Annotated in this window: 18 protein-coding genes; 11 read left to right on the forward strand and 7 right to left on the reverse strand. The window is 69.2% G+C overall.

Annotated features, from left to right (window positions below; all coding sequences use genetic code 11):
- The first annotated feature begins 145 nt into the window (after window positions 1–145).
- The 9 genes from ISN75_RS21400 to ISN75_RS21440 all read left to right on the forward strand — a co-directional run bounded on the left by ISN75_RS21400 (window position 146) and on the right by ISN75_RS21440 (window position 10,278).
- On the forward strand, window positions 146–1,726 hold the full coding sequence (locus ISN75_RS21400) for a MoxR family ATPase (protein WP_343818149.1): 1,581 nt from the start codon (window positions 146–148) through the stop codon (window positions 1,724–1,726).
- Window positions 1,726–2,718 (forward strand): hypothetical protein, encoded by a 993-nt coding sequence (locus ISN75_RS21405; RefSeq protein WP_343818151.1) that lies wholly within the window; start codon window positions 1,726–1,728, stop codon window positions 2,716–2,718. The genes ISN75_RS21400 and ISN75_RS21405 overlap by 1 nt, the downstream gene beginning before the upstream one ends.
- Entirely contained in the window at window positions 2,715–4,499 is a 1,785-nt protein-coding gene (locus ISN75_RS21410; protein WP_343818153.1) for a hypothetical protein, read from the forward strand. The genes ISN75_RS21405 and ISN75_RS21410 overlap by 4 nt, the downstream gene beginning before the upstream one ends.
- A complete protein-coding gene (locus ISN75_RS21415) occupies window positions 4,496–5,455 on the forward strand; it encodes a radical SAM protein (protein WP_343818155.1) in 960 nt (319 codons plus the stop codon). Before ISN75_RS21410 ends, ISN75_RS21415 begins: the two co-directional genes overlap by 4 nt.
- A gap of 2 nt (window positions 5,456–5,457) precedes the next feature.
- A complete protein-coding gene (locus ISN75_RS21420; RefSeq protein WP_343818157.1) occupies window positions 5,458–6,039 on the forward strand; it encodes a hypothetical protein in 582 nt (193 codons plus the stop codon).
- The gene (locus tag ISN75_RS21425; RefSeq protein ID WP_343818159.1) at window positions 6,036–7,385 is read left to right on the forward strand and encodes an AMP-binding protein; all 1,350 of its coding nucleotides are present in this window, start codon (window positions 6,036–6,038) and stop codon (window positions 7,383–7,385) included. The genes ISN75_RS21420 and ISN75_RS21425 overlap by 4 nt, the downstream gene beginning before the upstream one ends.
- Window positions 7,382–7,951 carry a nicotinamide riboside transporter PnuC gene (gene pnuC, locus ISN75_RS21430; protein ID WP_343818161.1) on the forward strand — a complete coding sequence of 190 codons (570 nt, stop codon included), beginning with the start codon at window positions 7,382–7,384 and terminating at the stop codon, window positions 7,949–7,951. Before ISN75_RS21425 ends, pnuC begins: the two co-directional genes overlap by 4 nt.
- Complete coding sequence (locus ISN75_RS21435) at window positions 7,948–8,976, forward strand: AAA family ATPase (protein WP_343818162.1); 1,029 nt, start codon at window positions 7,948–7,950, stop codon at window positions 8,974–8,976. The genes pnuC and ISN75_RS21435 overlap by 4 nt, the downstream gene beginning before the upstream one ends.
- A 123-nt stretch (window positions 8,977–9,099) precedes the next feature.
- On the forward strand, window positions 9,100–10,278 hold the full coding sequence (locus ISN75_RS21440) for a virginiamycin B lyase family protein (RefSeq protein ID WP_343818164.1): 1,179 nt from the start codon (window positions 9,100–9,102) through the stop codon (window positions 10,276–10,278).
- 48 nt (window positions 10,279–10,326) lie between these two features.
- Here the strand turns inward: ISN75_RS21440 and ISN75_RS21445 are convergent, their stop codons facing one another.
- Both ISN75_RS21445 and ISN75_RS21450 read right to left on the reverse strand, forming a co-directional pair.
- Window positions 10,327–10,887 carry a cytochrome P460 family protein gene (locus ISN75_RS21445; RefSeq protein ID WP_343818166.1) on the reverse strand — a complete coding sequence of 187 codons (561 nt, stop codon included), beginning with the start codon at window positions 10,885–10,887 and terminating at the stop codon, window positions 10,327–10,329.
- Between the two features lie 181 nt (window positions 10,888–11,068).
- On the reverse strand, window positions 11,069–11,923 hold the full coding sequence (locus tag ISN75_RS21450) for a LysR substrate-binding domain-containing protein (RefSeq protein WP_343818170.1): 855 nt from the start codon (window positions 11,921–11,923) through the stop codon (window positions 11,069–11,071).
- Window positions 11,924–12,081: 158 nt separating this feature from the next.
- Here ISN75_RS21450 and ISN75_RS21455 point away from each other — a divergent pair, with 158 nt between their 5' ends.
- Window positions 12,082–14,040 (forward strand): CocE/NonD family hydrolase, encoded by a 1,959-nt coding sequence (locus ISN75_RS21455; protein WP_343818172.1) that lies wholly within the window; start codon window positions 12,082–12,084, stop codon window positions 14,038–14,040.
- A gap of 6 nt (window positions 14,041–14,046) precedes the next feature.
- Here the strand turns inward: ISN75_RS21455 and ISN75_RS21460 are convergent, their stop codons facing one another.
- From ISN75_RS21460 to ISN75_RS21475, 4 genes are all read right to left on the reverse strand, one after another.
- On the reverse strand, window positions 14,047–14,937 hold the full coding sequence (locus ISN75_RS21460) for an EamA family transporter (protein WP_167253032.1): 891 nt from the start codon (window positions 14,935–14,937) through the stop codon (window positions 14,047–14,049).
- A gap of 297 nt (window positions 14,938–15,234) precedes the next feature.
- Window positions 15,235–17,673, reverse strand: a complete 2,439-nt coding sequence (locus ISN75_RS21465) for a TonB-dependent receptor (RefSeq protein WP_343818175.1) — start codon at window positions 17,671–17,673, stop codon at window positions 15,235–15,237.
- 267 nt (window positions 17,674–17,940) lie between these two features.
- Window positions 17,941–20,436 (reverse strand): glycoside hydrolase family 3 N-terminal domain-containing protein, encoded by a 2,496-nt coding sequence (locus ISN75_RS21470; protein ID WP_423385105.1) that lies wholly within the window; start codon window positions 20,434–20,436, stop codon window positions 17,941–17,943.
- Between the two features lie 212 nt (window positions 20,437–20,648).
- Window positions 20,649–21,659: a LacI family DNA-binding transcriptional regulator gene (locus ISN75_RS21475; protein WP_343818179.1), complete on the reverse strand. Its 1,011-nt coding sequence runs from the start codon at window positions 21,657–21,659 to the stop codon at window positions 20,649–20,651.
- Between the two features lie 131 nt (window positions 21,660–21,790).
- Between ISN75_RS21475 and ISN75_RS21480 the strand changes: the two genes are divergently transcribed.
- A complete protein-coding gene (locus tag ISN75_RS21480) occupies window positions 21,791–22,654 on the forward strand; it encodes a LysR family transcriptional regulator (protein ID WP_167253028.1) in 864 nt (287 codons plus the stop codon).
- A 72-nt stretch (window positions 22,655–22,726) separates the two neighbouring features.
- On the opposite strand, the gene ISN75_RS21485 is transcribed toward ISN75_RS21480, so the two are convergent.
- On the reverse strand, window positions 22,727–23,290 hold the full coding sequence (locus ISN75_RS21485) for a lipocalin-like domain-containing protein (protein ID WP_343818182.1): 564 nt from the start codon (window positions 23,288–23,290) through the stop codon (window positions 22,727–22,729).
- Window positions 23,291–23,538: the final 248 nt, after the last annotated feature.

The following is a 23,538-nucleotide window of genomic DNA, read 5'->3' on the forward strand; positions in this document are numbered from 1 at the left end:
CAGCCACGGCGAGGTTGCTATCCCGCGGCGGCGGGACTGGCGGCTTTGTCACATGGCAAGCCGCGCCCGGCCTCCCCGGGCTGCACTTACGGCCGCCAGGCACGCGTTCTAGAATGCCGCGAATGGCTGCCCAGCGAGGGATCGAGTGTCGCCGTTCAATCTGTTTCAGCGCGTGTCCAAGGCGCCCACCAATCCGCGGGCCGAGCCGGCGCCGCGCAACTTCGACGTGGCGGAGCTGTACGAAGGGCCCGTGCGCACCGCGGCCGATGCCGAAGCGCAACCGGTCCGCCTCGACGAGAAGCTGCGCCAGGCGTATTTCTGGATCGTCAACAACGCGATCATCAGCCCGCACTACGACATCGAATACCACGACGGCCCCGCCGCCACCTTCGCGGTGGGCGATACCCGCCGCACGCTCACCCTGCCCTCGGCGCAGAGCTATTCCAGCTACGTGCTGCTGCCGCTGCTCGCCTTCGCGGCGCGGCGCAAATGCCTGTTCATCGGCGGCCCCGGGCGCGGCAAGACGGCCAGCGCCATCCTGATGGGCGTGCTGGCCGGCTATCCGGTGCGCGAGGTGCGCCGCGCCATGCAGCACGGGCATCCGCAGATGACCATCGCCGACCTGCTCGGCAATCCGCTGCCGGCCGACCTCGTGGCGGCGCAGGACATGGGCGATATCCGCATCGCCTGGCGCAAGTGGCTGTCGATGCGGGTGAAGATCATCGACGAGTACAACCGCATCCCCACCCGCACGCAGAGCGCCCTGCTCACCGTGATGGGCGACAACTACGCCGAGATCCTCAACCACGTCTACGAATGCCCGGAGTCGGCCTGGTACCTCACCGCCAACGACGACCGCGGCGGCGGCACCTACCAGGTGGTGGAGGCCTTGCGCGACCGCATCGACGTGGTGGTGCAGGCGCTGGCCTTCAATCCGCGCTTCCTGGACGAGCTGCTGCTGCGCATCGAGGAGAACATCCGGCCGGAAGAAGTGGTGCCGCGCGACATCATCTTCGCCGAGGCGGAAGTCGACCGCCTGGGCGAGGAAATCCGCGCGGTGGACGTGCCGCAGGACGTGCGCCGGCGCGTGGAATTCTTCGCCAGCCAGTTCGAGCTGATGGAAACCGCCGGCGCGCAGTTCGAATACCTCACCAAGGACACCGTGCGCCTGGCCGGCGCCGACTGGGCGCAGGCCACCGCCGCCGACACCGGCCGCGACCGCATGAAGGACCTGGGCTGCCAGACCCGCAACGGCCTGTCGGTGCGCAACCTCACCACCTTGCTGGTCTTCGCCAAGGCGCTGGCCTATTTCCGCGGCCAAGCGGCGGTGGCGCTGGACGACGTGCGCCACGTGCTGCCCTTCGTGCTCAACGACAAGCTGCAGCCGGACCTGGACGCGCCGTTCTTCGGCCTGCCCGAGAACGCCGCCTACCGCACCGACCGGCTGAGCTGGCTGCGCTGGCTGTTCGACGCCTCCAACGCGGAATACGACCGCCTGGACCTGGACCGCAACGACCCGGTGGGCGAGCTGTCGGCGGAATTCGCGCGCGGGCTGGACGGCTTGAGCGAGCGCGAGACGCGCGCGCGGCTGGTGCGCATCGAGCGGCTGATCGAGGAGCGGGTGAAGGGCCGCAAGCTCTACGGGCATCTGTACGACGATCTGCTGAAGCTCAAATACCTGCACCAGCGCTACACCAATTACCTGCACTGGCAGCAGGCGCGCTGATGGTCTCCGACACGCTCGCCGGCGTGCTGGCCTCGCGGCGCGCGCTGCTCAACCAGCGCGTGGCCGAAGCGCGGCATCAGCAGCCCGGGTTCGATACCGCGGCCTTCAGCGCCTTCGTGGGCGACACGCTCGATGCAGTGTGCGGGGCGGTGCAGGCCGTGGATCCGCTGGCCACCGGCGCGGCGGTGGAGGCGGCGTTCGAGATCGGCCTTACCCTGGTCGGCCAGGGGCTGGCCGGACCGAAGGCGCGGCTGCCGTGGGTGGACCGCGCGTGGAAACAGCTCGCTGCGTCCATCGCCAGGCTGATCGCGCAGGCGCCCACCGAAACCCTGGGCACGGTGACCAATGCCGTCGTGCGCCTGAGCAGCGTGCGCGGCGTGCGGGTGGAAGAGTGGATCGACACCATGCGCGCGCTGGCCGGCCGCTGCGCCGCGCTTGACGAGCTGCGCGCACTCGGCGCGCTGTGCGCCTGGCGCGCCGGCATGGCGCACCTGCGCGAGCCGGCGCTGGTGCAGGCCGATCGGCTGGACCCGGCACTGGCTTCGGCCGCGCTCGGTGCGCCCGACGTGCCATGGGCGGGCTTGCGCGAACGGCTGGCGGCCGATCGCTGGTGGAACCCATCCATCGGTGCGGTCGATGCGCAGGGCCAGACTCTCGGCGGTTTCAGCGGCATGGATGGCCCCTTCGCGGTGCCGCCGGCCATTCGCGCCGGCACCGGGCATTTCGTGGCCGAGAGCGCGGGGCGCCACTTCCTGCTGATGGCCGATGCCTTCGGCGCGGTGGTGCTGCCGGCGGCGGCGAACGAGTTTGCGCAGGCCGACGCAGCCGCGGCGCCCGGCGTGGCGATCACGCCGCGCGGCGGCAGCGTGGGCGGACGCGAGATCGCGTTCGCTGTGCCGGGCGACCGCATGCAGGCGGTGGGCCGCGCCGACAGCGTGGCGCTCTTCTCGCCGTGGTCGCACCACGTGCGCATCGTGCCGGCGCGCGCGTGAGCGAGGGGCCTGCCACCGACACGCTGTCCCGCTGGCAGGCCGCATGGCCGGCCGCGCTGGAAGCCTGGAGCCGCTTCACCCGCCTGCGCGATCCGCGCCTGTGCGAGAGCCGCGTGGATGCCGCCGCCGAAGGCTTGCTCGGCAGTTTTGCGATGATCCGCCTGTTCGACCAGCGCGTGGTGATCGACCTGCCCGAAGTGGAGCGCCTGGGCCTGACCGATCACGCCGTGGAAATCCTGGCGCACGAAATCGGCCACCACGTGCTGGCCCCGGCCACCGCCACCGACCATGCCCGCCTGCTCGCGCGCCTGCGCCATGCGCTGCCCACGCTGGAAGCACAGGCGCCGATGGTGGCCAACCTCTATACCGACCTGCTGATCAACGACCGCCTGCAGCGCCAGTGCGGCCTGCGCATGGCCGATATCTACCGCCGCCTGGCCGAACGCGATACGTCGACAGAGACGACGCCGGTGTGGACGCTCTACATGGGCATCTACGAGCAGCTGTGGCAGCTGGCGCCCGGCTCGCTGGGCGGCCCGGTGGATGATGCGGCGCTGCGCGGCGACGCCTGGCTCGGCGCGCGCGTGGTGCGCGTCTATGCCGGCGAATGGATGGATGGCGCCTCGCGCTTCGCCGCCCTGCTGCTGCCGCATCTGCTGCGCTCGGTGAAGGATTGGCGGGTGGACGTGCTGATGGATACGCGCAACGCCGGACAGGGCAGCCAGCCGGTGGGGCTGGAGCGCATCGAGGACGGCGAGCTGGATCAGGCCGTGCATCCCGCGCTGGATCCGCGCATCACCGGCGAAGCGGAGACGCTGCCGCCGACACCGCCGGAGCTGCCGGCCGCGCTCAGCCGCCAGGGCGGCCAGGCGCGCGAGCCGTTCGAGTACGGGGAGATCCTGCGTTCCGCCGGCCTGGACCTGAGCGATCACGATATCGCCGTGCGCTACTACCGCGAGCGCGCGCTGCCGCACCTGATCCGCTTTCCGGTGCGGCCGCAGCCGCAGGCCTTCGAGCCGCAGCTGGAAGGCCTGGAGCCGTGGGAAGCGGGCGATCCGCTGGATGTGCTGGACTGGATGCAGAGCCTGCTGCAGTCGCCGCGCGTGATTCCGGGGCTGACCACGGTGCAGCGCGCGTATGGCGATGCGCCGGGGCAGGATCCGGCCAGCGAGCCGGTGGACCTGGATCTGTACGTCGACAGCTCCGGCTCGATGCCCAATCCGCAGACGCACACCTCTTACCTGGCCCTCGCCGGCGCCATCATCGCGCTGTCCGCGCTGCGCGTCGGCGCGCGGGTGCAGGTCACCTTGTGGAGCGGCAAGCAGCAGGTGCTGCACACCGGCGGCTTCGTGCGTTCGGAGGACGACATCCTGCGCGTGCTCACCGGCTTCTTCGGCGGCGGCACGGCGTTTCCCATCCACCGCCTGCGCGATACCTACGCCCAGCGCGCGCCGCACGAACGCGCGGTGCATATCCTGCATATCTCCGACGACGGCATCACTACCATGTTCGCCAACGACGAGCGCGGCAACAGCGGATGGGATGTCGCGGCGCGTGCGCTGGCCGCGGGCCGCGCGGGCGGCACCATGGCCTTGAACCTGTACACCCCGTTGCCGGCGCATCTGGCGCCGACGAGCCGGCCCTGGGAAGCGGACCTGTTGCGTGCGCAAGAGGCCGGCTGGGCGATCCACGCGGTGCGCGACATGGCCGACCTGCTCAGCTTTGCGCGCGAGTTCAGCCGGCGGCATTACGAGCGGCCGGCAGCGGGAGTACGCGCATGATCGTGCTGTGGCGCATCAGTACGGTATGCAACCTGGCCTGCGGTTTTTGCGCGTACGACCGGCGGCTGCGGCTGGTGCGGCAGGAATCCGATCCGGCCGAGGTGGAACGCTTCGCCGCCTTGCTCGGCGCGTACGGCCGCGCTCATGGCGAAGACATGCTGATCAGCTGGCTGGGCGGCGAGCCGCTGCTGTGGCCGGGCGTGCTCGCGCTTTCGCAGCGCCTGCGCGAAAGCCACGGCCTGCGCATCAGCGTCACCACCAATGGCAGCACCTTGCATCGGCCCGGCGTGGTGGAGGCCATGGCCGCGGCGTTCGACGAAGTGACGCTCAGCATCGACGACGTCGGCGAGGCGCACGAACGCCTGCGCGGCTGGCCCGGTGGCTGGCGGCGGCTGGAGCAGGGCATCGCGCGCCTGGTTGCGCAGCGCGGCGCTGCAGGCGGCACCCCGAAACTGCGCGTCAACACAGTGCTGATGCACGACACTCTGGAACGCTTCCCGGCGCTGTGCGACCGCCTCGCGGACTGGGGCGTGGACGAGATCACCTTCAACCAGCTCGGCGGCCGCGACCGTCCGCAGTACCACGCCGGCCACGCCTTGCGCGCCGCCGACGTGGCCTGGCTGCGCACCCGGCTGCCGCCGTTGGCGGCGCGCATGGCCGGGCGCGGCGTGCGCCTGTGCGCGCACGACGCCTACCTCGACCGCTTCGAGGCCAGCGCCACCGGCCGCGCCATTGCCGTCGCCGATTGCGCACCGCGCCGCCCCACCATCTTTATCGACGAGCACGGCCGCATCGCGCCGTGCAGCTTCACCATCGACCATAGCCCCATGAGCACCCGCGACATCCGCACCGCGCACGACGTAACCGCCCTGCGCGCACGGCTCGCCGTCCGCCAGTCCGCGGCGGTGTGCGCGGACTGTCCTTCCACCCAGGTTTTCGCCAAGTTCGGGACATGAGCATGCCGGCCGGACCTTCGCTCGAACGATTGCTGCGGCGCCTGATCGAGACGCCGCCGGATTTCCTCGCCCCGCCGTGGCGCGGCGGCGAAGGCCAGGTGCGCGTGGCCGCCGTGGTCAACGACGTGTTCGCCGCGCTGGATGTCCAGGCGCCGATGAGCCTGCTCGCCACGCTGTCCGGCGAACTCAAAGCCGTGTCCGCCGAGCAGCTGAGCTTGTCGGCGGTGCTGGCCTGGCTGCTGGCGGACGATGCCTGGCACGGTCTCGCCAAGGCCTCGCCCGCGCTGCCCGCCTTGTTCGCCGACGCGGTTCCCGCGCTCGCGGCCGAAGCGAATGCCTCGCGCTACGTGTTCGAACCCGAGCGCCGCGAGGAATTGGCGCGCACCGCCATCGCACGGCTGGGCCTGACGCCCGAAGGCGAAACCGCCAGCCAGGCGGCGGATCGCCTCGCCAGCGTCAGCGGCGTCGAGCGGCGCCGGCTGCTGGAGGCCAGCCGCGAAGCCGAGGCGCGTGCGCGCGCCATCCGCGAAGCGCTGGCGCGCAAGGCGGCCGAGGAGTCCGCGGACAAGTGGACGCGCGAGTGAGCCGCGAACCGACGGACGCCGAGCGCTATCCGACGCTGAGCGAGGCGGGCCGGGCGATGCTGCGCTTCATGAGCGAGCACCCCAGTGCGCCGATGCTGCGCAATCGCAGCGGCAATCGCCTGCTGGCCGAAGAGGTCGAGGACTTGCGCGCCTACGAGCGCGAGGTGGCCGCTGCGCGCTTCGCATGGAGCACGCGCCACGCACCGCCATGGCTCGATACTTTCGTCGATGAGGTGTTCGCGCAGGTCCCGCACTATCGCTCGCTCGGCCGGCCGGCTGGCTTCGCGCAGATCGCCACGGTGGGCCGCGGCGATCTCGCCGCGGATATCGCACAGTTCGTGCCCGACGCCGTGCCACTGGATCGACTCATCAACTTCCGCACCACCGGCACCACCGGCCATCCGCTGATCCTGCCATCGCACCCGCTGGTAGCCGGCCGCTATCTGGCGTTCCACCAGCGCGCGCTGCGGCGCGCCGGCATCGAACTGCGCCATGGCCGCGGCCAGGTCGGCGTGATGCTGCTGGGCCTGCAGCGCAAATGCTTCACCTATATCTCGGTCACGCCGACCATGGACGAGTCGGGCCTGGCCAAGATCAACCTGCATCCGGACGACTGGCGCGATCCCGCCGACCGCGCGCGCTATCTCGATGCGATGCAGCCGGAGGTGATCGCCGGCGATCCGATTTCCTTCGCGGCGCTGCTGGAACTGCCGGTACGCCACCGGCCGCGCGCCCTGCTCTCGGTATCGATGGCCTTGTCCGCATCGCTGCGCGCGAACTTGAGCGAGCGCTTCGGCTGCCCGGTGCTGGACGTGTATTCGATGAACGAGGCGGGCCCGCTGGGTGTGTACGACGAGACACTCGATTCCTTCGTGCTGCTGCAGCCCCGCATGTACGTGGAAACCCTGGATGCGCACGGCCAGCCGGTGCCGCAGGGACAACCCGGCGAAATCGCGCTGACCGGCGGCTTCAACTTCTGCCTGCCGCTGCTGCGCTACCGCACCGGCGACCACGGCGTGCTGATCGACACCCCTGAAGGCCCCGCCATCGCACAACTGCATGGACGCCAGCCGGTACGCTTCCTCACCCGGGACGGCGACTGGATCAACAATATCGACCTGACCCATGCGCTGCTGCCGTTGCCGCTGTCGCGCTACGCCGTGCATCAGGCCGCGAACGGCGACGTGGCGGTGGCGCTGGCGCAGGCCGAGATGAACTACGCCAGCGAAGCGGCAAACCGGGTATCCGCCGCGCTGCGCGGACGCCACGTCCGCGTTATCGAACTCACCAGCGAGGACAAAGTGCTGCAATACACCACCGACCTGCCCGGAGGCATGGCCGCATGACCTTGCTGGAAGGCGTCGCCAACGCCCTGGCCACCGCATCGATCCTGCTGGCCGGCCGCAACAGCGTGCATACCTGGTGGACCGGCATCGCCGGCTGCTCCCTGTTCGCCCTGCTGTTCTGGGAAACGCGCCTGTACGCCGACGTGCTGCTGCAGGTGTTCTTCGTCGGCGCCAGCGTGGTCGGCTGGTGGTACTGGAGCCGGCATGGCGGGCGCGCGGAACTGCCGATCGGCCGCACCGCGCCGCGCACGCTGGCCTGGTTCGTGGCGGGCGCGGCGGTGGCCACCCTCGTGTACGGTTCGCTGCTGCATCGCTTTACCGATGCCTACGCACCGTTTGCCGATTCGACCGTGCTGGCCTTGTCGGTGCTGGCGCAGCTGCTGCTGATGCGGCGGCGGATCGAGACCTGGCCGATCTGGCTGCTGGTCAACAGCGTGGCGGTGCCGCTGTATGCCTCGCGCGGGCTGATGCTGACGGCCGTGCTTTATTCGGCGTACTGGATCAATGCATGGGTGGCGTGGCGGCATTGGCACAATCTGTTCCGGCGTGCGGAAGCGGTGGCGTGAAGCGTTTCGGCGCCGCTCTGGTGGTGGGCAAGTTCTGTCCGCTGCATCGGGGACATCAATATCTGCTCGACCGTGCGCAAGCCGCATGCGAGCAGCTGGTGATCGTCAGCTATACCAGGCCGGAGTTTCCCGGTTGCGAACCGGAGCGGCGCGAGCGCTGGCTGGCGGCGCTGTATCCGCGGGCGACGCGTCTGGTGGTCGACGACGCGCGGCTGGCGGCTCATGGCGTCGCGTTGCCGCCTAACGAAGCATCGGACGAGGAACATCGCGCTTTCGTGGCCTGGCTGCTGCGCGAAGTGCTGCGCGTGGACGTGGAGGCCGTCTTTACCAGCGAAGCCTACGGCGACGGCTTCGCCGCGTCGCTGTCGCGGGCGCAGGGCGAGCGCGGTGGCCCGGCGGTGATGCATGTCTGCGTGGATGCCGCGCGCACCGCCATCCCCGTATCGGGCACGGCGGTGCGTGCGGACGTCCATCGTGCGCGCGCTTCGCTCGATCCCCTGGTGTATGGCGACTTCGTGCGGCGCGTGGCGATCCTCGGCGGCGAATCCACCGGCAAGTCCACCCTCGCGGCGCAGTTGGCCAACGCGCTGGGCACGGTCCATGCCGCCGAATACGGCCGCGAACTGTGGGAGCACAAGCAGGGGCGACTCGTCGCGGACGACATGCTGCCTATCGCCCGGACCCAGGTGGCCCGCGAAGAACAACTGGCGCCCACCGCGCAACGCTTCCTGCTCTGCGACACCACGCCATTGACCACCCTGCTCTACGCGCAGGCCATGTTCGGCCATGCCTGCGCCGAACTGGAAGCGCTCGCGCAACGCCCCTACGACGAGGTGCTGCTGTGCGCGCCCGACGTCCCCTTCATCCAGGACGGCACGCGGCGCGACGAAGCCTTCCGCGCATGGCAACACCGGTGGTACCTGCGCGAACTCGCCGCCCGCGGCGTCCGCTATCGCCTGCTCACCGGCGGGTGGCAGGCACGCACTGCCGCGGCATGGGCCATCCTCTCGCCTGCCATCCGCTGAAAACGCCGGCGGGGAGCGGGCTTGGCATGCACGGGCCTTCACGAAACCCTGTGCTAGCGTGCCGCGCGATCCGGGCAGCCGTCCGGATCGCGGGCATTCCCGCCCATCACAAGGAGATGAGTGATGCATCGCATGCTCTGTCTGGCCGCGCCGGCCATGTTCGGCGCCGTTGCCCTCCTGCTTCCCGTGCCTGCTCTCGCCGCCGCCGATGCGGCTCCCGCCAAGGCCGGCTTCGACACCTTCGCCACGCCTACCCAGGCCAGCACGCCGCAGGGCGTCGACGTCGCCGCCGACGGCAACGTGTGGTACTCGGAAACCAGCGCCGGAAAGATCGCCGTGCTCCGGCCGGATCGCAGTTCGGCGGAGTACCCGCTGCCCGACGGCGGCCAGCCTTTCATTCTTAAAACCGGCAAGGACGGTATCTGGTTCACCGATCAGGTCCGCCGCGCGATCGGGCACCTGGATCCGCGCAGCGGCGCGCTCGTCGAGTACGCGATTCCTTCGCGCGAGAAACCGTATTTCATCCAGCTCGCGCCGGACGGCAGCCAATGGTTCACCGTCACCGCCGGCGTCGGGCGCCTCGCGCCGGATGGCAGCGTCACCGAGTGGACGGTGCGGCTGGAGCATCCCGACGACCATATGGAACAGCTGAGCCTGGACCCGCAGGGCAACGTGTGGTTCGTGGAACGCAACTACGCTGGCGCCGGGCCGAAAGGGACCAACAAGGTCCGGCGCTTGAACCCAGGCACGAACACGATCAGCACCTACCTGGTGCCGACAGCCGGTGGCACACCCTCCGGCGTGATCGCCAATGCCGACGGCACGGTGTGGGTGTCCGAGTACTACGGCAATGCGCTGGCGCTGCTCGACCCGGCCGTGGCGCCGCACACCGACGAAACCGCCAAGCCGGCGACGCGCGCGGCGAGCCCGCAGCCCGCGACGATCAAACCCACCGTCACGGCACGCGCGATGCCTACGCGTGCACCGGCACCGCCGAGCACCAGCGAGGTCAAGCCCAAGGTAACGCGCGGCTGGATCGAATATCCCCTGCCCATCGCCAACGCCAACGCGGAAGACATGCGCGTGGACAGCCGCGGCCGGGTCTGGTTCGAGCAGGACGCGGGCTATATCGGCATGCTGGATCCGAAGGCCCGCCGCATCGCGCAGTACACGATTACGCCGGCCAACAGCGGCTACTACAACATCGCACTGGAACAGCGCGCCGGCCTGCTGTGGGTGACCGAGGCCGGCGGCTCCGGCGCAGCGGCAACCGGCATTGCCAGTCTGCCGATCGGACCCTGACGTCGGCGCAAGGGGCTTGCGGCGATGCAAGCCCCTTGCCTGCCGGCATCAGCGCTTCTGGTACGGATGGAAGATGTGATCCTTCGCGGCCACTTTGACGTGGCACGAGTGGCCGCAGTCGGCGACGCCGGTGGGGTCGGCGCTGTACGTATCCGCGGCCGCGTCGTAGTCGACCAGCGCATAACCCCAGCCACCGCTCCTGGGAAAGCGCTTGCTGTCCTTCTCGATCACGAAGGCCTGCGAGAACACGTCGGGCACGTCGACGACGAACGGCGCCTCGGTGCTCTTCTTGAACTTCCACTGCAGCTTGGCGATCTTCGAGCCTTCCGGGAACGGCTTGCCGTTGCCGGGAATGCCCGACTTGTAGGCCTTGATCATGATGGAATTGGCCACGATCACCTTCAGCACCTCGTCGGTGCGCGCGCTGGATACCACCGACCAGTCCTCGTAACCCTTGAAGTCGGCGAAGGCGATGCCGCTGGGCGAGACCAGCGAGTACTTGTCGTGCGTGCCCGGCGGGCCCTTGGCTTTCTCCTGCGCGGAAAGCACGGTGCCGCCGGCGACGATGAGCAGGAGCGTTCCGGCCGTGGTCATGAGCAGATGCTTCATGGCTGACCCTCGGTGATGGTGACGGGCGTCGATCGCGGCGTAGCCCTGGCCGCCGCCCCGGGGAGGCAGCGCCTCCCTGCCGGAATCTACGGGCTGGCTGGCAGGCCCGACATACGCCGTACGGTGCATTGAAAGGCGATGCGCATCGGCATGAAGTAGGCGGTTTGCCCGGCCTGGGCGGTCAAAGCGTGGGCAGTACCGCCCGCACATGCGCTTCGAAACGGCTCGACAGCCTCGATGCATGCGCGGCGTTCTGGATGGTGATGCCGATCGAGGGCAGCGCCGGCAGTCCGCTGGACGGCGGCAGCACGCGCAGATCCGGCGGCACGCCGGTGAGGGTCATCACGGTGATGGCCTGTCCGGAACGCACCACCGCGGTGAGGCCGGCCACGCTGCCGCTCGCATAGGCGATGCAGTATTCGCGGCCGGCGCGATCGAGACTGGCGGTCGCGGCCAGATGATCCAGCGCATCCGGATCCGACAGCGCCAGCTGCAGGGGATCGCGCCGGAATGCCTGGCTGCCTTTGCTGCCCACCCAGACCAGCGGTTCGCGGCGCAGGAAATGACCGCGCTCCGCGCTGTCCGGCTGCGATACCAGGGCGATGTCCAGCGACTTGTCGCGCAAGCGTTCCAGCAGCCGCGGCGATGGCGCGCACACCACTTCGATGAATACCTGCGGATGCAGGCTGGCGAAACTCTGCAGCAGGCCGGGCAGGAACACGCGGGCGTAATCGTCCGGACAACCGAAGCGCAGGCGGCCCGACAGGTTCTCGCCGGTGAGGTCGGCCACCGCTTCGTCGTGCGTGCGCAGGATGCGCTGCGCATGCGCCAGCAGCCGTTCGCCATGCGTGGTGAGCGAGACGCCGCGGCCGCTGCGGATCATCAATGGCTGCTGCACGGCCTGCTCCAGCTTTTTCAGCTGCTGGCTGAGCGCCGCCTGCGTGCGGCCCACCTGCCCGGCGGCGCCGCTGACCGAGGTGGCGTCGGCCATGGCGACGAAGCTGCGCAGCAATGCGATATCGAGTCGGATGCCCATGCCGCTGTCCGTGATCAGGTGGGTGGGCCGGACCGTGGGGGATGCCGGGCCTCGCCGGATAATCGCATCTTATAAGAGCCATTAGCGTTTTTAGTTTTCGCCGGCGCGCGGGCCGTGCCTAAGATCGAACGGACATCCCCGCTGAAAGGATCGGACGCATGAGGACCACCCTGGGCAGGTCGCTGTTGCTGTGCCTCTTCGCCATGGCGGCCACGGTGGCCGCGGCCGACGCACCGCGGAAGCAGGCGCCGCTGTACGGCGTCAACGATATCCCGAAGACATTCGACGACGCGGTGCCGGGCGGGCAGGACTTCGTCAAGCGCGTGGCGATGATCCCGATGCGCGACGGGGTGAAGCTCTACACGGTGATCATGCTGCCCAAGGGCGCGCACGATGCGCCGATCCTGCTGACGCGCACGCCGTACAACGCGGACGAGCGCGCGGGCAATGCGACCAGCTCGTCGCTGCTGTCCGCGTTGCCCTTGGGCGATGCGGTGTTCGCGCAGGCCGGCTATATCCGCGTGTATCAGGACGTGCGCGGCAAATACGGTTCGGAGGGCGACTACGTGATGATGCGGCCGGTGCGCGGGCCGCTGAATCCCACCAAGGTGGATCACGTCACCGACGCCTGGGACACCATCGACTGGCTGGTGAAGCACGTGCCGGAATCGAACGGGCGCGTCGCCATGATCGGTTCGTCGTACGAAGGCTTCACCGCCGCCATGGCCTTGCTCGATCCGCATCCGGCGCTGAAGGCGTCGGTGCCGGAGAGTCCCGTGATCGACGCCTATATGGGCGACGACTGGTTCCACCATGGCGCGTTCCGCAACCTGATGCTCGGCTATGTGCATATGCAGACGGTGCAGAAGGGTGCCGGCGCGGTCACGCCCAGCGACACCTACGACAAGTACGAGGAGTACCTGCGCGCCGGCTCCACCGGCGACTACGTGCGCAGCCGCGGCCTGGACAAGCTGCCGTTCACGGCGCGGGTGATGGAACACCCTGCCTACGATGCGTTCTGGCAGGGGCAGGACCTGGTGCGGCTGCTGGCGGCGCATCCTTCGTCGGTGCCCACGCTGTGGGAACAGGGCCTGTTCGACCAGGAGGACATGTGGGGTGCCAACCACGCATGGCTGGCATTGAAGGCCGCCGGCCATGCGTCCAACAACTGGCTGGTGCTGGGCCCGTGGTCGCATAGCCAGGTCAACGGCACCGGTTTTGCGCTGGGGTCGCTCAAGTGGTCGGGCGACACCGCACTGGAATACAACCGCGACATGGTGCTGCCCTTCCTCGAACACTACCTGCGCGACAAGCCGGCGGCGCCGCTGGCGCGCGTCTCGGTCTACAACACCGGCGACAACCGCTGGGACCGATTCGAGGACTGGCCCACGGCCTGCGAGCACGGCTGCGCGAACGCCCTGAAGCCGCTGTACCTGGGCAAGGATTTCGGCCTGAGCTTCGCCGCGCCCACCGAAGCGGATGCGGGCGACAGCTATGTCAGCGATCCGGCCAGGCCGGTGCCCTTCCTGCCGCGCCCCGTGCTGGATCCGTTCTTCGCCTACGGCTCGACCTATGCCGGCTATCTGCCCTGGAGCAAATGGCTGGTGAGCGACCAGCGCTTTGTCGATGGACGCACCGACGTGCTGGTGTACGAAACGCCGGTGCTGACCGCGCCGGTGCGCGTGCAGGGCATCCCCGTGGCGGACGTGCGCGCGGCCACCACGGGCACCGATGGCGACGTGGTGGTGAAGCTGATCGACGTGTATCCCTCGCAGGTGACGCACGATCCGTCGATGGGCGGCTATGAGTTGCCGATTGCGCTGGATATCTTCCGCGGCCGCTACCGCGAGAGCTTCGAGCATCCCAGCGCGATTCCGGCGAACCAGCCGCAGCGCTATCGCTTCGAGCTGCCGAACGTGAACCACGTGTTCCAGCCGGGGCACCGGATCATGGTGCAGATCCAGTCCTCGCTGTTTCCGCTGTACGACCGCAACCCGCAGACCTTCGTGCCGAATATCTTCGAGGCGAAGCCGGGCGATTACCGCGCGGCGACGATCACGGTGCTGCGGTCGGGCGCGCAGCCGTCGGCGGTGTGGTTGCCGGTGGTGGAGCGCTGAGCCGCTTCAATTCACGGCCGTGCCCGGCTCGACGGCGGTCGGCCGGCGCACGCTCAAGGCGGTGCCGGCCGAAGCGATGATGATGGCGCCGATGGCCAGCCACTGCAGCGTGGTCAGGCGCTCGCCCAGCAGGGTGACGCCGGCCATCGCGGCGACGGCGGGTTCCAGGCTCAGCAAGGTGCTGAAGGTGCGCGCGGGCAGGCGCGTCATCGAGATCATTTCCAGCGAGTACGGCAGCGCGGAACTGAGGAAGGCCACGCCCAGCGCGTACGGCAGCAGCGAAGGCGACAGCAGTGCGGTGCCGGCGTGCGCCACGCCGAAGGGGATCGCCAGCAGGGCGCCGATCGAAGTGCCCAGCGTGACCGCATCGGCGCCATACGCCGCGCCGGTGCGCTGGCCCAGCACGATGTACAGCACCCAGCCCACGCCCGCCGCCAGCGCATACATCACGCCCACCGGATCGAGCGCATGCACCTGGCCTTGCAGGGGCAGCAGCAGGAGCAGGCCGCCGATCACCAGCGCGATCCACACGAAGTCGATCAGGCGGCGCGAGCCGATCATCGCGAGCGTCAGCGGGCCGGTGAATTCCAGCGCCACTGCGATGCCCAGCGGGATCGTGCGCAGCGACATGTAGAACACCAGGTTCATCGCACCCATCGCCAGGCCGTAGCCCCACAGCACGCGCCAGTCCTTGCCGCGGTGGACGCGGCGCCACGGGCGGCGCCACAGCAGCAGGATCAATGCGCTGAGCCCCAGCCGATACGCCGTGGCGCCCTGCGCGCCGACCTGGGGGAACAGGTGCTTGGCCAGGGAGGCGCCGCACTGGTACGACACCATGGCGATCAGCAGGACCCCGATCGCGAGCGCGACCTGGGCGTGGGTGGTGCGGGGCGGCATGTGGGGGCCATCACGGGGTGAGGTCCGTACATCATGCCAGCAGGCATGGTCGAAGCGGTCGCAGCGAAGCCGGACTGCTGACATCCCGTGGCAGCAGCGCAGGTTGGGGGGAGCGCAGCGAACCCCAACGGTGCGGCCACGCGGGAGGCCTGTTGGGGTTCGCCTTCGGCTCACCCCAACCTACGCGTCAGGCGGCAGCGGCGTGTCCGCTTTCGCCCTGAAGAAAGGGCCGGGTCGCGCGGACCCGGCCAAGGGGAGTACGCCGGCGCCATCGCTGCGCCGGCGGATGGAACCCGGTCAGAACCACACGCCCAACTGCACCCCGAACGTCCGCGGCGGCAGATACTGCGACACGTACTGGAAGCTCCCGTCCGGCATCGCAAACCGCCCCGCACTGGTCCGCACGCGGCCGTCGGTGACGTTCTGCACGAAGGCCGCCGCCCACCAGCGATCCTGCGGCTCGGTATAGCGCAGCGCCAGGTCGCCGCGGAAATAAGCCTTCTGCTTATCCCCTGCCCCCAGGTTGAACGTACTCAGCCACTGGTCGCTCTGGTACTGCCCGCTGAAACGCGGCGTCAGGCGGCCGCCATTGCCCAGATGAAAATCGTGCTCGTAGATCGCGGTGAGCGCGACATTCGGCGCATGCGGCAGATCGTTGCCGGAGATATTCATGCAGGCCGAAATACCCGACTGCGGCGCGCACGCCGGCAGTCCCTGGTAATCGTTGCTGCCCGCATAGAGCAAGGTGCCCAGTTCCTTCTTCGGGATCAGCGACAGCACCAGGTTGGCGCGGTCGTCCTTGTCCTGGTACGCCAGCTCCGACTCCAGGCCCGCCACCTTGGTGCTGCCCTTGACGTTGTTGAAGCCCAGGCCGCGGTTGCCGTCCGGATAGGTGATCGGCGCGGACAGCTGGAAGTCCTTGAAGTCCTCGTAGTACGCCGCGGTGTTCCAGGTGAGCTTGCCGTCGAGGAAGACGAACTTGGTGCCGATCTCGTAGTTGGTCAGCGTCTCCGGCTTGTACAGCGTGCCGGCGTCCTGCGTGCCGCCGGACTTGTAGCCGGTGGAAACGCTGGCATACAGCAGGCCGTGTTCGCTGATGTCGGTGTCGATGCGCGCCAGCCAGGTCACGCGGTCGTCGCTGTACTTGGCGTCGTTGCGCGTGGAGATATTGAAACCGGTCGCGGGGCTCGGGTATGTGCTCGGCGCGATCGGCACCTGCGGCACCGTGGGATCGTACGCCCAGCCCCAGCCGCGGCCGCCGATGTTCTTCTTCTCATCGTCCGACCAGCGCAGGCCGCCGGTCAGGCGCCAGTGGTCGGACAGATGCCAGGTGGCCTGGCCGAACAGCGCGGTGGATTTCACCGTCTCCTTGGGCTGGATGAAGGAGCCCTGCCACGCCACCGACTCCGACACCATCGTGCCGTTCATGATCGGGATGTCGAAGCGGATGTTGTTGTCTTCGTAGCCGTAATAGGCGCCGACGATCCAGTCCACGGTCTGCTCGCCCACCGACTTCAGGTCGAACTCGTGGCTGTAGCTCTTGTAGTTCGACGAGTTGGTGCGGTCGTTCTGCGAGGAAGCGCCGGTGGCGAAGCTGGTCGGCACCTGCACGCCGGAATCCTGGTCGAACTGGCTCTTGCCGGAGAAATGGTTGTAGCCGGCCACATAGCTCAGCTGCATATTGCTGCCGATGTTCCAGTCCATGCGGCTGCGCAAGGTGCCGGAGTTGCGGTGCAGATCGGGCGCGGTGTCGATCAGCGCGGACCAGAACTTCTGCCCCTGCCGCGGCTGCTGCATCAGGCCCATGTTGAGCGTGCCGCGATCGATGAAGTACTCGTACGAGAGGTTCCACTTGAACGCCTCGCTCGGCTGCCACAAGGCGCTGACGCGCGCGGCCGATTGATCCTGCGCGCTGTACTTGTCGCCGCCCTGCACGAACAGGCTGGGGTCGATCGGGCGGAACTTGGCGGGGTTGCCGCCGGCGGCGAGATACGTCGCCTGCTGCTGCGCCACGCTGGGCAGCTGGCTGGCCGGATTCTGGTAATCGACGTAGCCGTCGTGCTGGGCGTGCACCACCGCCACGCGCATGGCGAAGGTGCTGCTGATCGGCAGGTTCACCGCCGCGCGCGCGCCCATCATGTTGTAGTTGCCCGCTTCGACCTGCGCGTTGCCGTAGAAGCCGGCATTGATGTCGGGCTTGGCGGTCTGGAAGCTGATCGCACCGGCGGTGGAGTTGCGGCCCCACAGCGTGCCCTGCGGGCCGCGCAGCACTTCCACGCCGTCCATGTCCAGCAGCAGGCCGGCGGCGGCTTCGGCGCGCGGCGAGTACACGCCATCGACGAAGGTGGCCACTTCCGGGTCGGCGTATTCGGTCTTGGCGCTGTCGTTGCCGATGCCGCGCATGGTCAGCGTCACCACGCCGTGGTCGCCCTGCGCGGTGGCCTGCAGGCCGGGTACCAGGCGGGTCAGGTCCTGCACCGTCATCACGCGCTCCTTGTCGAGCGTGTCGGGCGTGATGGCGCTGACGGCGACCGGCGTCTTCTGCAGCGGGGTTTCGCGCTTGGTGGCGCTGACCTCGATGGCGTCGAGCTGCTTGACCTTCTTGTCCGGCGCGGTGCCGCCCTGTGCAGGTGTGTTCTGTGCAGGCGCGGCCTGCGGACCGTCCGCCGCGAACGCCGCCGGCGTGGCGAGCGCCAGGGCCAAGGCGACGTGCAAAGCTGAGTAGCGCAACTTCATGTAAGTCTCCCCTACTTCTTGGCGATGGGCGCCGCCGTCTCCCCGACGGCGGCGTGATGCTGGATGTCAAAATGACAGCGCTGTCATTCGGGGATGATAGACCGCCTTTCCCGCGGAAGCTTGACGCGTGGCAGCACGCGTGAACTCCACATCAAACCCTTGCTGTGACGGGCTTTGCGAGGGTCCGCCAGCGAACGTGGCGGCCCCCATGGTGCATAGCGGGAAGATGCTTGCGGCAGCGCCGTGCCGGGCTGCCCGGTTCGGCGCTTATCTGGCGCAGTCGACGACCTGGTCGGCGTCGGTGCCCAGCGCGACGCGCGCCAGCGCCACCGACGATCCGGCGCCCGCGCCCCACACGAACGGCTGGTCGATACGGTGCATGTCGGCGCCCGCGGCGCGGAAGCATTTGAGCGGCACGCCGATGCGCGTCCACGTGCCGGTGGGCAAGGCCGCCAGCGTCGGACCCAGCGCCACGCGCCCCTTGCAGCCGGCGCCGCAGCCCATGCCGATCCATGCGTCCTTGCCCGGCAGCGCATCCACGCGCACGGTCGCCACCAGCAGCACGTCGCCATTGGTCTGGCGATCCAGATCGAACGGTGCGCGCGACTGGATGGTCAACTCCGCGCCGCTCTTCGTCCACTCGAAGCGGCGTGCGTCTTCCTGCGCCTTGTAGTCGAGCGCGCTCATGCGCAGGCTGCTGTCGCCGGTGGCCGACTGCGAGGTGCTGACCACCGAGGCAACGCCGTCGGCGCCGAGCAGGCGGAACGTATAGCCGCGCACCGACTTGCCGCGGTCGAGATAGTTGCCCACCGGAATCTGCTCGCCGCTGATGCCGGAGGCTTCCGACAGGTCGGCGACGCTGGCATGGTCGGCATAGCGCAGGCCGTAGCCGAACGGAAAGCGCGATTCGCCCTGCCCGTGCACGCCGCTGCCCGGCCATGCGTAAGCGAGCTTGCCGTGGAAGTCGTTGGCGATCTTGCCGTCGCGCTTGCGCAGCAGCACGTCGGCGACGCCACCGCCCTCGCTGCCCGGCAGCCATGCGGCGACGAAGGCATCGGAGGCGTTGATCTCGCGATTCACCCACAGCGGACGGCCGCTGAGGAATACCGCCACCACGGGAATGCCGTCGCCATGCAGGCGGCGCAGCAGTTCCAGATCGTGTTCGTCGCCCGGGCGATACAGCAGGTTGGGCAGGTCGCCCTGGAATTCCGCATAAGGGTCTTCGCCGAACACCACCACGGCGACGTCCGGCTTGCTCGCGTAGCGGCCGTCGGCGGCGATCTCGGCCTGGCCACCCGCTGCCTTCACCTGCTCGGCGATGCCGGCGCCGATCGATTGCGCGCCGGGGAAGTCCTTATTGCTCAGCCCCGTGCCTTGCCAGGTGAGCGTCCAGCCGCCGCTCTGGCGCGAGATGTTGTCCGCCGCATCGCCGGCCACCAGGATGCGCTTGCGCGGATCCAGCGGCAGCAGGCCGTTGTTGTTCTTGAGCAGCACCAGCGACTCGCGCACGGCGCGGCGCGCCAGCGCGCGATGCGCGGGGCTGCCGATCACCTCGGCGGATTTCGCGGCCAGCGGCTGCGCGGAGGGCAGGCCGGCTTCGAACAGGCCGGCGCGGAACTTCACGCGCAGGATGCGCGCCACCGCGTCGTCCAGGCGCGCGGCGGAGATCGCACCGGATTTCGCCTCGGCCAGCGTGTGCTCGTACAGGCCGCGCCAGCTGTCCGGCGCCATCAGCATGTCCACGCCCGCATCGATCGAAGCGGGGCAGTCGACGTTGCTGCAGCCCGGCACCTGGCCATGGCCGTTCCAGTCGCCGACCACGAAGCCCTGGAAATCCATGCGGCCCTTGAGCACGCCGGTGAGCAGCGCCTTGTTGCCGTGCATCTTCTGGCCGTTCCAGCTGGAGAACGAGGCCATCACCGTCTGCACGCCGGCATCGATCGCCGGCGGATAACCGGCGGCGTGCACTTCGCGCAGCCCGGCTTCGCTGACCTGCGCGTCGCCCTGGTCCTTGCCGTCCTTGGTGCCGCCGTCGGCGAGGAAGTGCTTGGCCGAAGCGACGACGTGCGAGGCGTCGAGGAAATGCGGCGTGCCGGCCTTGCCCTGCAAGCCTTCGATCATCGCGGCCGCGTACTGCGCCACCACTTTCGGGTCCTGCGCATAGCCTTCGTAGGCGCGGCCCCAGCGCAGGTCCTGCGGCACGGCGAGGGTGGGCGCGAAGGTCCAGTTGATGCCGGTGGCGCGCACTTCGGCCGCGGTCGCCGCGCCGATGTCGCGGATCAGCTGCGCATCGCGCGTGGCGCCCAGCGCGGAGTTCTGCGGAAACAGCGTGGCGCCCACGGTGTTGTTGTGGCCGTGTACGGCGTCGATGCCGATCAGCAGCGGGATGGCCTGGCGGCCGTCGCTGGTATCCATCGCGGCGCGGTAGAACGCATCGGCCAGCGCCTTCCACTGTGCCGCCGTGGCGGTGGTCTTTCCTTCCGGCTTGGAATTGCCGCCGGCGAGGATGGAACCGAGGCGGTAGGTGCGCAGGTCGTCCGGCGTGATGGCGGAGATGTCGGCCTGGATCAGCTGGCCGACTTTTTCTTCCACGCTCATCTTCGCCATCAGCGCGGCGACGCGCTGTTCGAGCGCGGCATCGCGCGGCAGCGGCCAATGCGCCGCGGGCCATTGCTCGGGATGGACGGCCGTATCGGCGGCCGTCACGGCGCCGGGCGGCAGACAGGCGAGGGCGAGGGCCCAAGCGATCGGTGCAACACGCATACGACGAACGGACGCCAGCACGCCTTTCTCCCTTCCACGATAAGAACCATCGGCGCTCACCCCGGAGCTGCCCCCAGAGCCGCTGAGCCTGCCAGAAATGACAGCGCTGTCAATTGGCGTTGCAGCACTTTAGGACCAGACCGAACCCCGACATCGCAACGTCCAAACGCACCGCACCGTTGGGGTTCGCCTGCGGCTCACCCCAACCTACGTCAGGGCTTGGCGGTGGATTCGCGTATTTGCAGGGAATAGGGCACCTGCAACAGCAAGCCCGGACCGCGGCCGCGCAGCTTGTCCATCAGCTGCAAGGTGGCCAGCTTGCCCATCTCGCGGCTGGGCTGCCGCACGGTGGTCAGCGGCGGCCACAGCTGGGTCGCCAGCGGGGTGTCGTCGAAGCCGCAGACCGAGAGATCCTTCGGCACCTTCAGGCCCCGCTCGTTCGCCGCCCACATCACGCCCGCCGCCATGTCGTCATTGGCTGCGAAGATCGCCGTCGGCCGCCTGGCCAGCTCGAACAGGCCGCGCGCGGCGATGACGCCGGAGCCGAAGGTGAATTCCCCTTGCACCACCAGCGCCGGATCGAACGGCAGGCCGGCCGCGGCCAGCGCGTCCTTGTAGCCCTGCAGGCGCCAGCGGCTGGCGCCGTGGTTGGCGATGCCCAGGATATGGCCGATGCGCTCGTGGCCCAGCTCGAGCAGATGTTGCACCACCGCCTTCGCCGCCTGCTGTTCGTCCATGCACACGCCGATGGCCGCTTCGCGTTGCAGCGGCGAGATGCTGGCGCAGGGCACGCCGTGTTCCTGCAGGCGGCGCAGCAGGGGCGCGTGGTCGGTGAGCGGCGGCGTCATGATCACGCCGTCGATATGGTGGTCGGCCACCAGCGCGTCGATGCGGCGGATCGGATCGTGCCCGCGCAGGCGCAGCGGGCTGACCATCATGCTGTAGCGGTGCGCATCGCAGGCGTCGAGCACGCCGTCCTGGATCTCGGCCAGGTACGTGGACGCGGGGTTCTCGTTGTTGTCGTACAGCATGGCGATCAGGAACGAACGGCTGCCGGCCAGGCCGCGCGCGGCGGGACTGGGCCGGTAGTTCATCTGCTCCATCGCGGCCAGCACTTTCTTGCGCGTGGATTCCTTGACCGACGGCTCCTCGTTCAGCACGCGGGACACCGTCTTGGGCGACACGCCCGTCGCGCGCGCTACGTCTTCCAGGCGGACCCGCATGCCATTCCCCACGTCGACTGCCGCCAGGGACTATGCCTGCCGCGCCGGACGCTTTACAAGAAGGCGCCCGGCGCGCACGGAACCGCCGCGCCGCCCCGCAGTCACACGGACCGTCCACCGGAAGCGCCTCGATGAAGTCCTCCACCAAAGCCCTCGACCTGGATGCCGTGAAGGCCTTCGTCTTCATCGCCGACCTGCAGAGTTTCACCCGCGCCGCGCAGACGCTGGCCACCACGCAGTCGGCGCTCAGCCTGAAGCTGCGGCGGCTGGAAGAGCAGCTGGGCCGGCGCCTGCTGGAACGCACCCCGCGCCAGGTGCGGCTGTCGGCGGAAGGCTCGCTGTTCCTGCAAGCGGCGCGCGAACTGGTGGGGGCGCATGAGCGTGCGGTGTCGTCGTTCCACGTCGAGCGGCGCCGTCTGACGGTGGGCATCAGCCAGCTGATCGTCGGCAGCGAACTGCCGGCCCTGCTGCGCCACATGAACGAGCACGACGCGCAGCTGCTGCTGGAGCTGCGCGTGGGCGGTTCGCGCGAACTGCTGCAGGCCTACGAGGAGGGCGCGCTGGACGCGATCCTGGTGATGCAGCCGGAAAGCCGCCGGCAGGAAGGCGAGGTGATCTACGCGGAGCAGTTCGCCTGGATCGCCGCCGCGCATTGGCGGCTGCGCCCGGGCGAACCGCTGCCGCTGTCGACGCAGGGCGAGTCGTGCAGCATCCGCGCGGCGGCGGTGCGCGCGCTGGACCAGGCCGGCATCGCCTGGACCGAAGTCTTCATCGGCAAGGGCGCGGCGGTGCTGGGCGCCGCCGCCGCGGCCGGACTTGCCGTGGCCGTGCTCGCCCGGCGCGCGGCGCCGGGCGGCACGGTCGACGTCGGGCCGGCGCTGTCGCTGCCGGAGCTGCCGCGGCAGGACGTGGTGCTGTACACGGGGCTCAACGACCCGCGCTCGCGGCAGGCGCTGCGAACCCTGGCCGAGGCGTTCAAGCACCTGGCGGCGTAGGTTGGGGTGAGCGCAGCGAACCCCAACGCTGCGGCCACGTTGGGGTTCGCTGCGCTCACCCCAACCTCCCCGTCAGTCGAGCTTCCGCCAGACGACTTCGCCGTGCGCACCCTCTGACGAACCGCTCGACGGCCTGGCCACGATATAGGTCAGCTGATTGCCGTCGCGGCTGAAGCCGGTGCTGCCGCCGCGGCCGTTCCAGTTCGGGAAGGTGGCCTGCGCGATATGCGAGGTCAGCTGGTCGCCCTGCACGCCGACGGTGCCGTAGTGCGCATTGATGTCCAGCGACGCGGCGCGGTATTCCTCCGGCGTGCCCTTGGCCTTGTCGCCCGCGGCAAACGGCGTGCGCGTGGCGCGCGCGATCACCATGGCGTAATGGCCGTGCGCGTCGATCATCCACTGGCCCTGCGGGTCGTGCCCGTACAGCTCGACGCGGCGGCCGTCCGGATAGACGTTGTCGCAGCGGACCAGGGTCCAGGTGCCGACCAGCCAGGCCGGCACCGGCATGGCGGCCATGTCCATGGCGGGCTTGGCGGTGGCGCTGTCCGGCGGCGCGGCAACGGCGGCCTGGGCGAAGGAAGCGGACAGCGCCACGAGCAGGGCGGCCGAAAGCATGCAGGTGCGATGGCGAAGCATGGGGATCCTCGATGCGTGGGGAAGCCAGTGCAGGCTAGGCCCGCGCCGCGGCGTCGAACAGCCGGCCGGGGCGTATTTCAGCGATGGCGAATCGGCATGACTGGCTTGATCGTTCCGGGCCACGCAGGCATGGCCCTCTCGCGCGCCGGCCGTGTCGGCGCTAATGTCGCTTCGCTCTTCCCCGCGCCAATGCGGGAAGAACGCGGCAGGGCAGGCGATCCCGGAAGATCGCCGCCTCGGGGCGGCGC

The organism is Dyella marensis, assembly GCF_049532885.1.
Classification (GTDB): Bacteria; Pseudomonadota; Gammaproteobacteria; order Xanthomonadales; family Rhodanobacteraceae; genus Dyella_D; species Dyella_D marensis.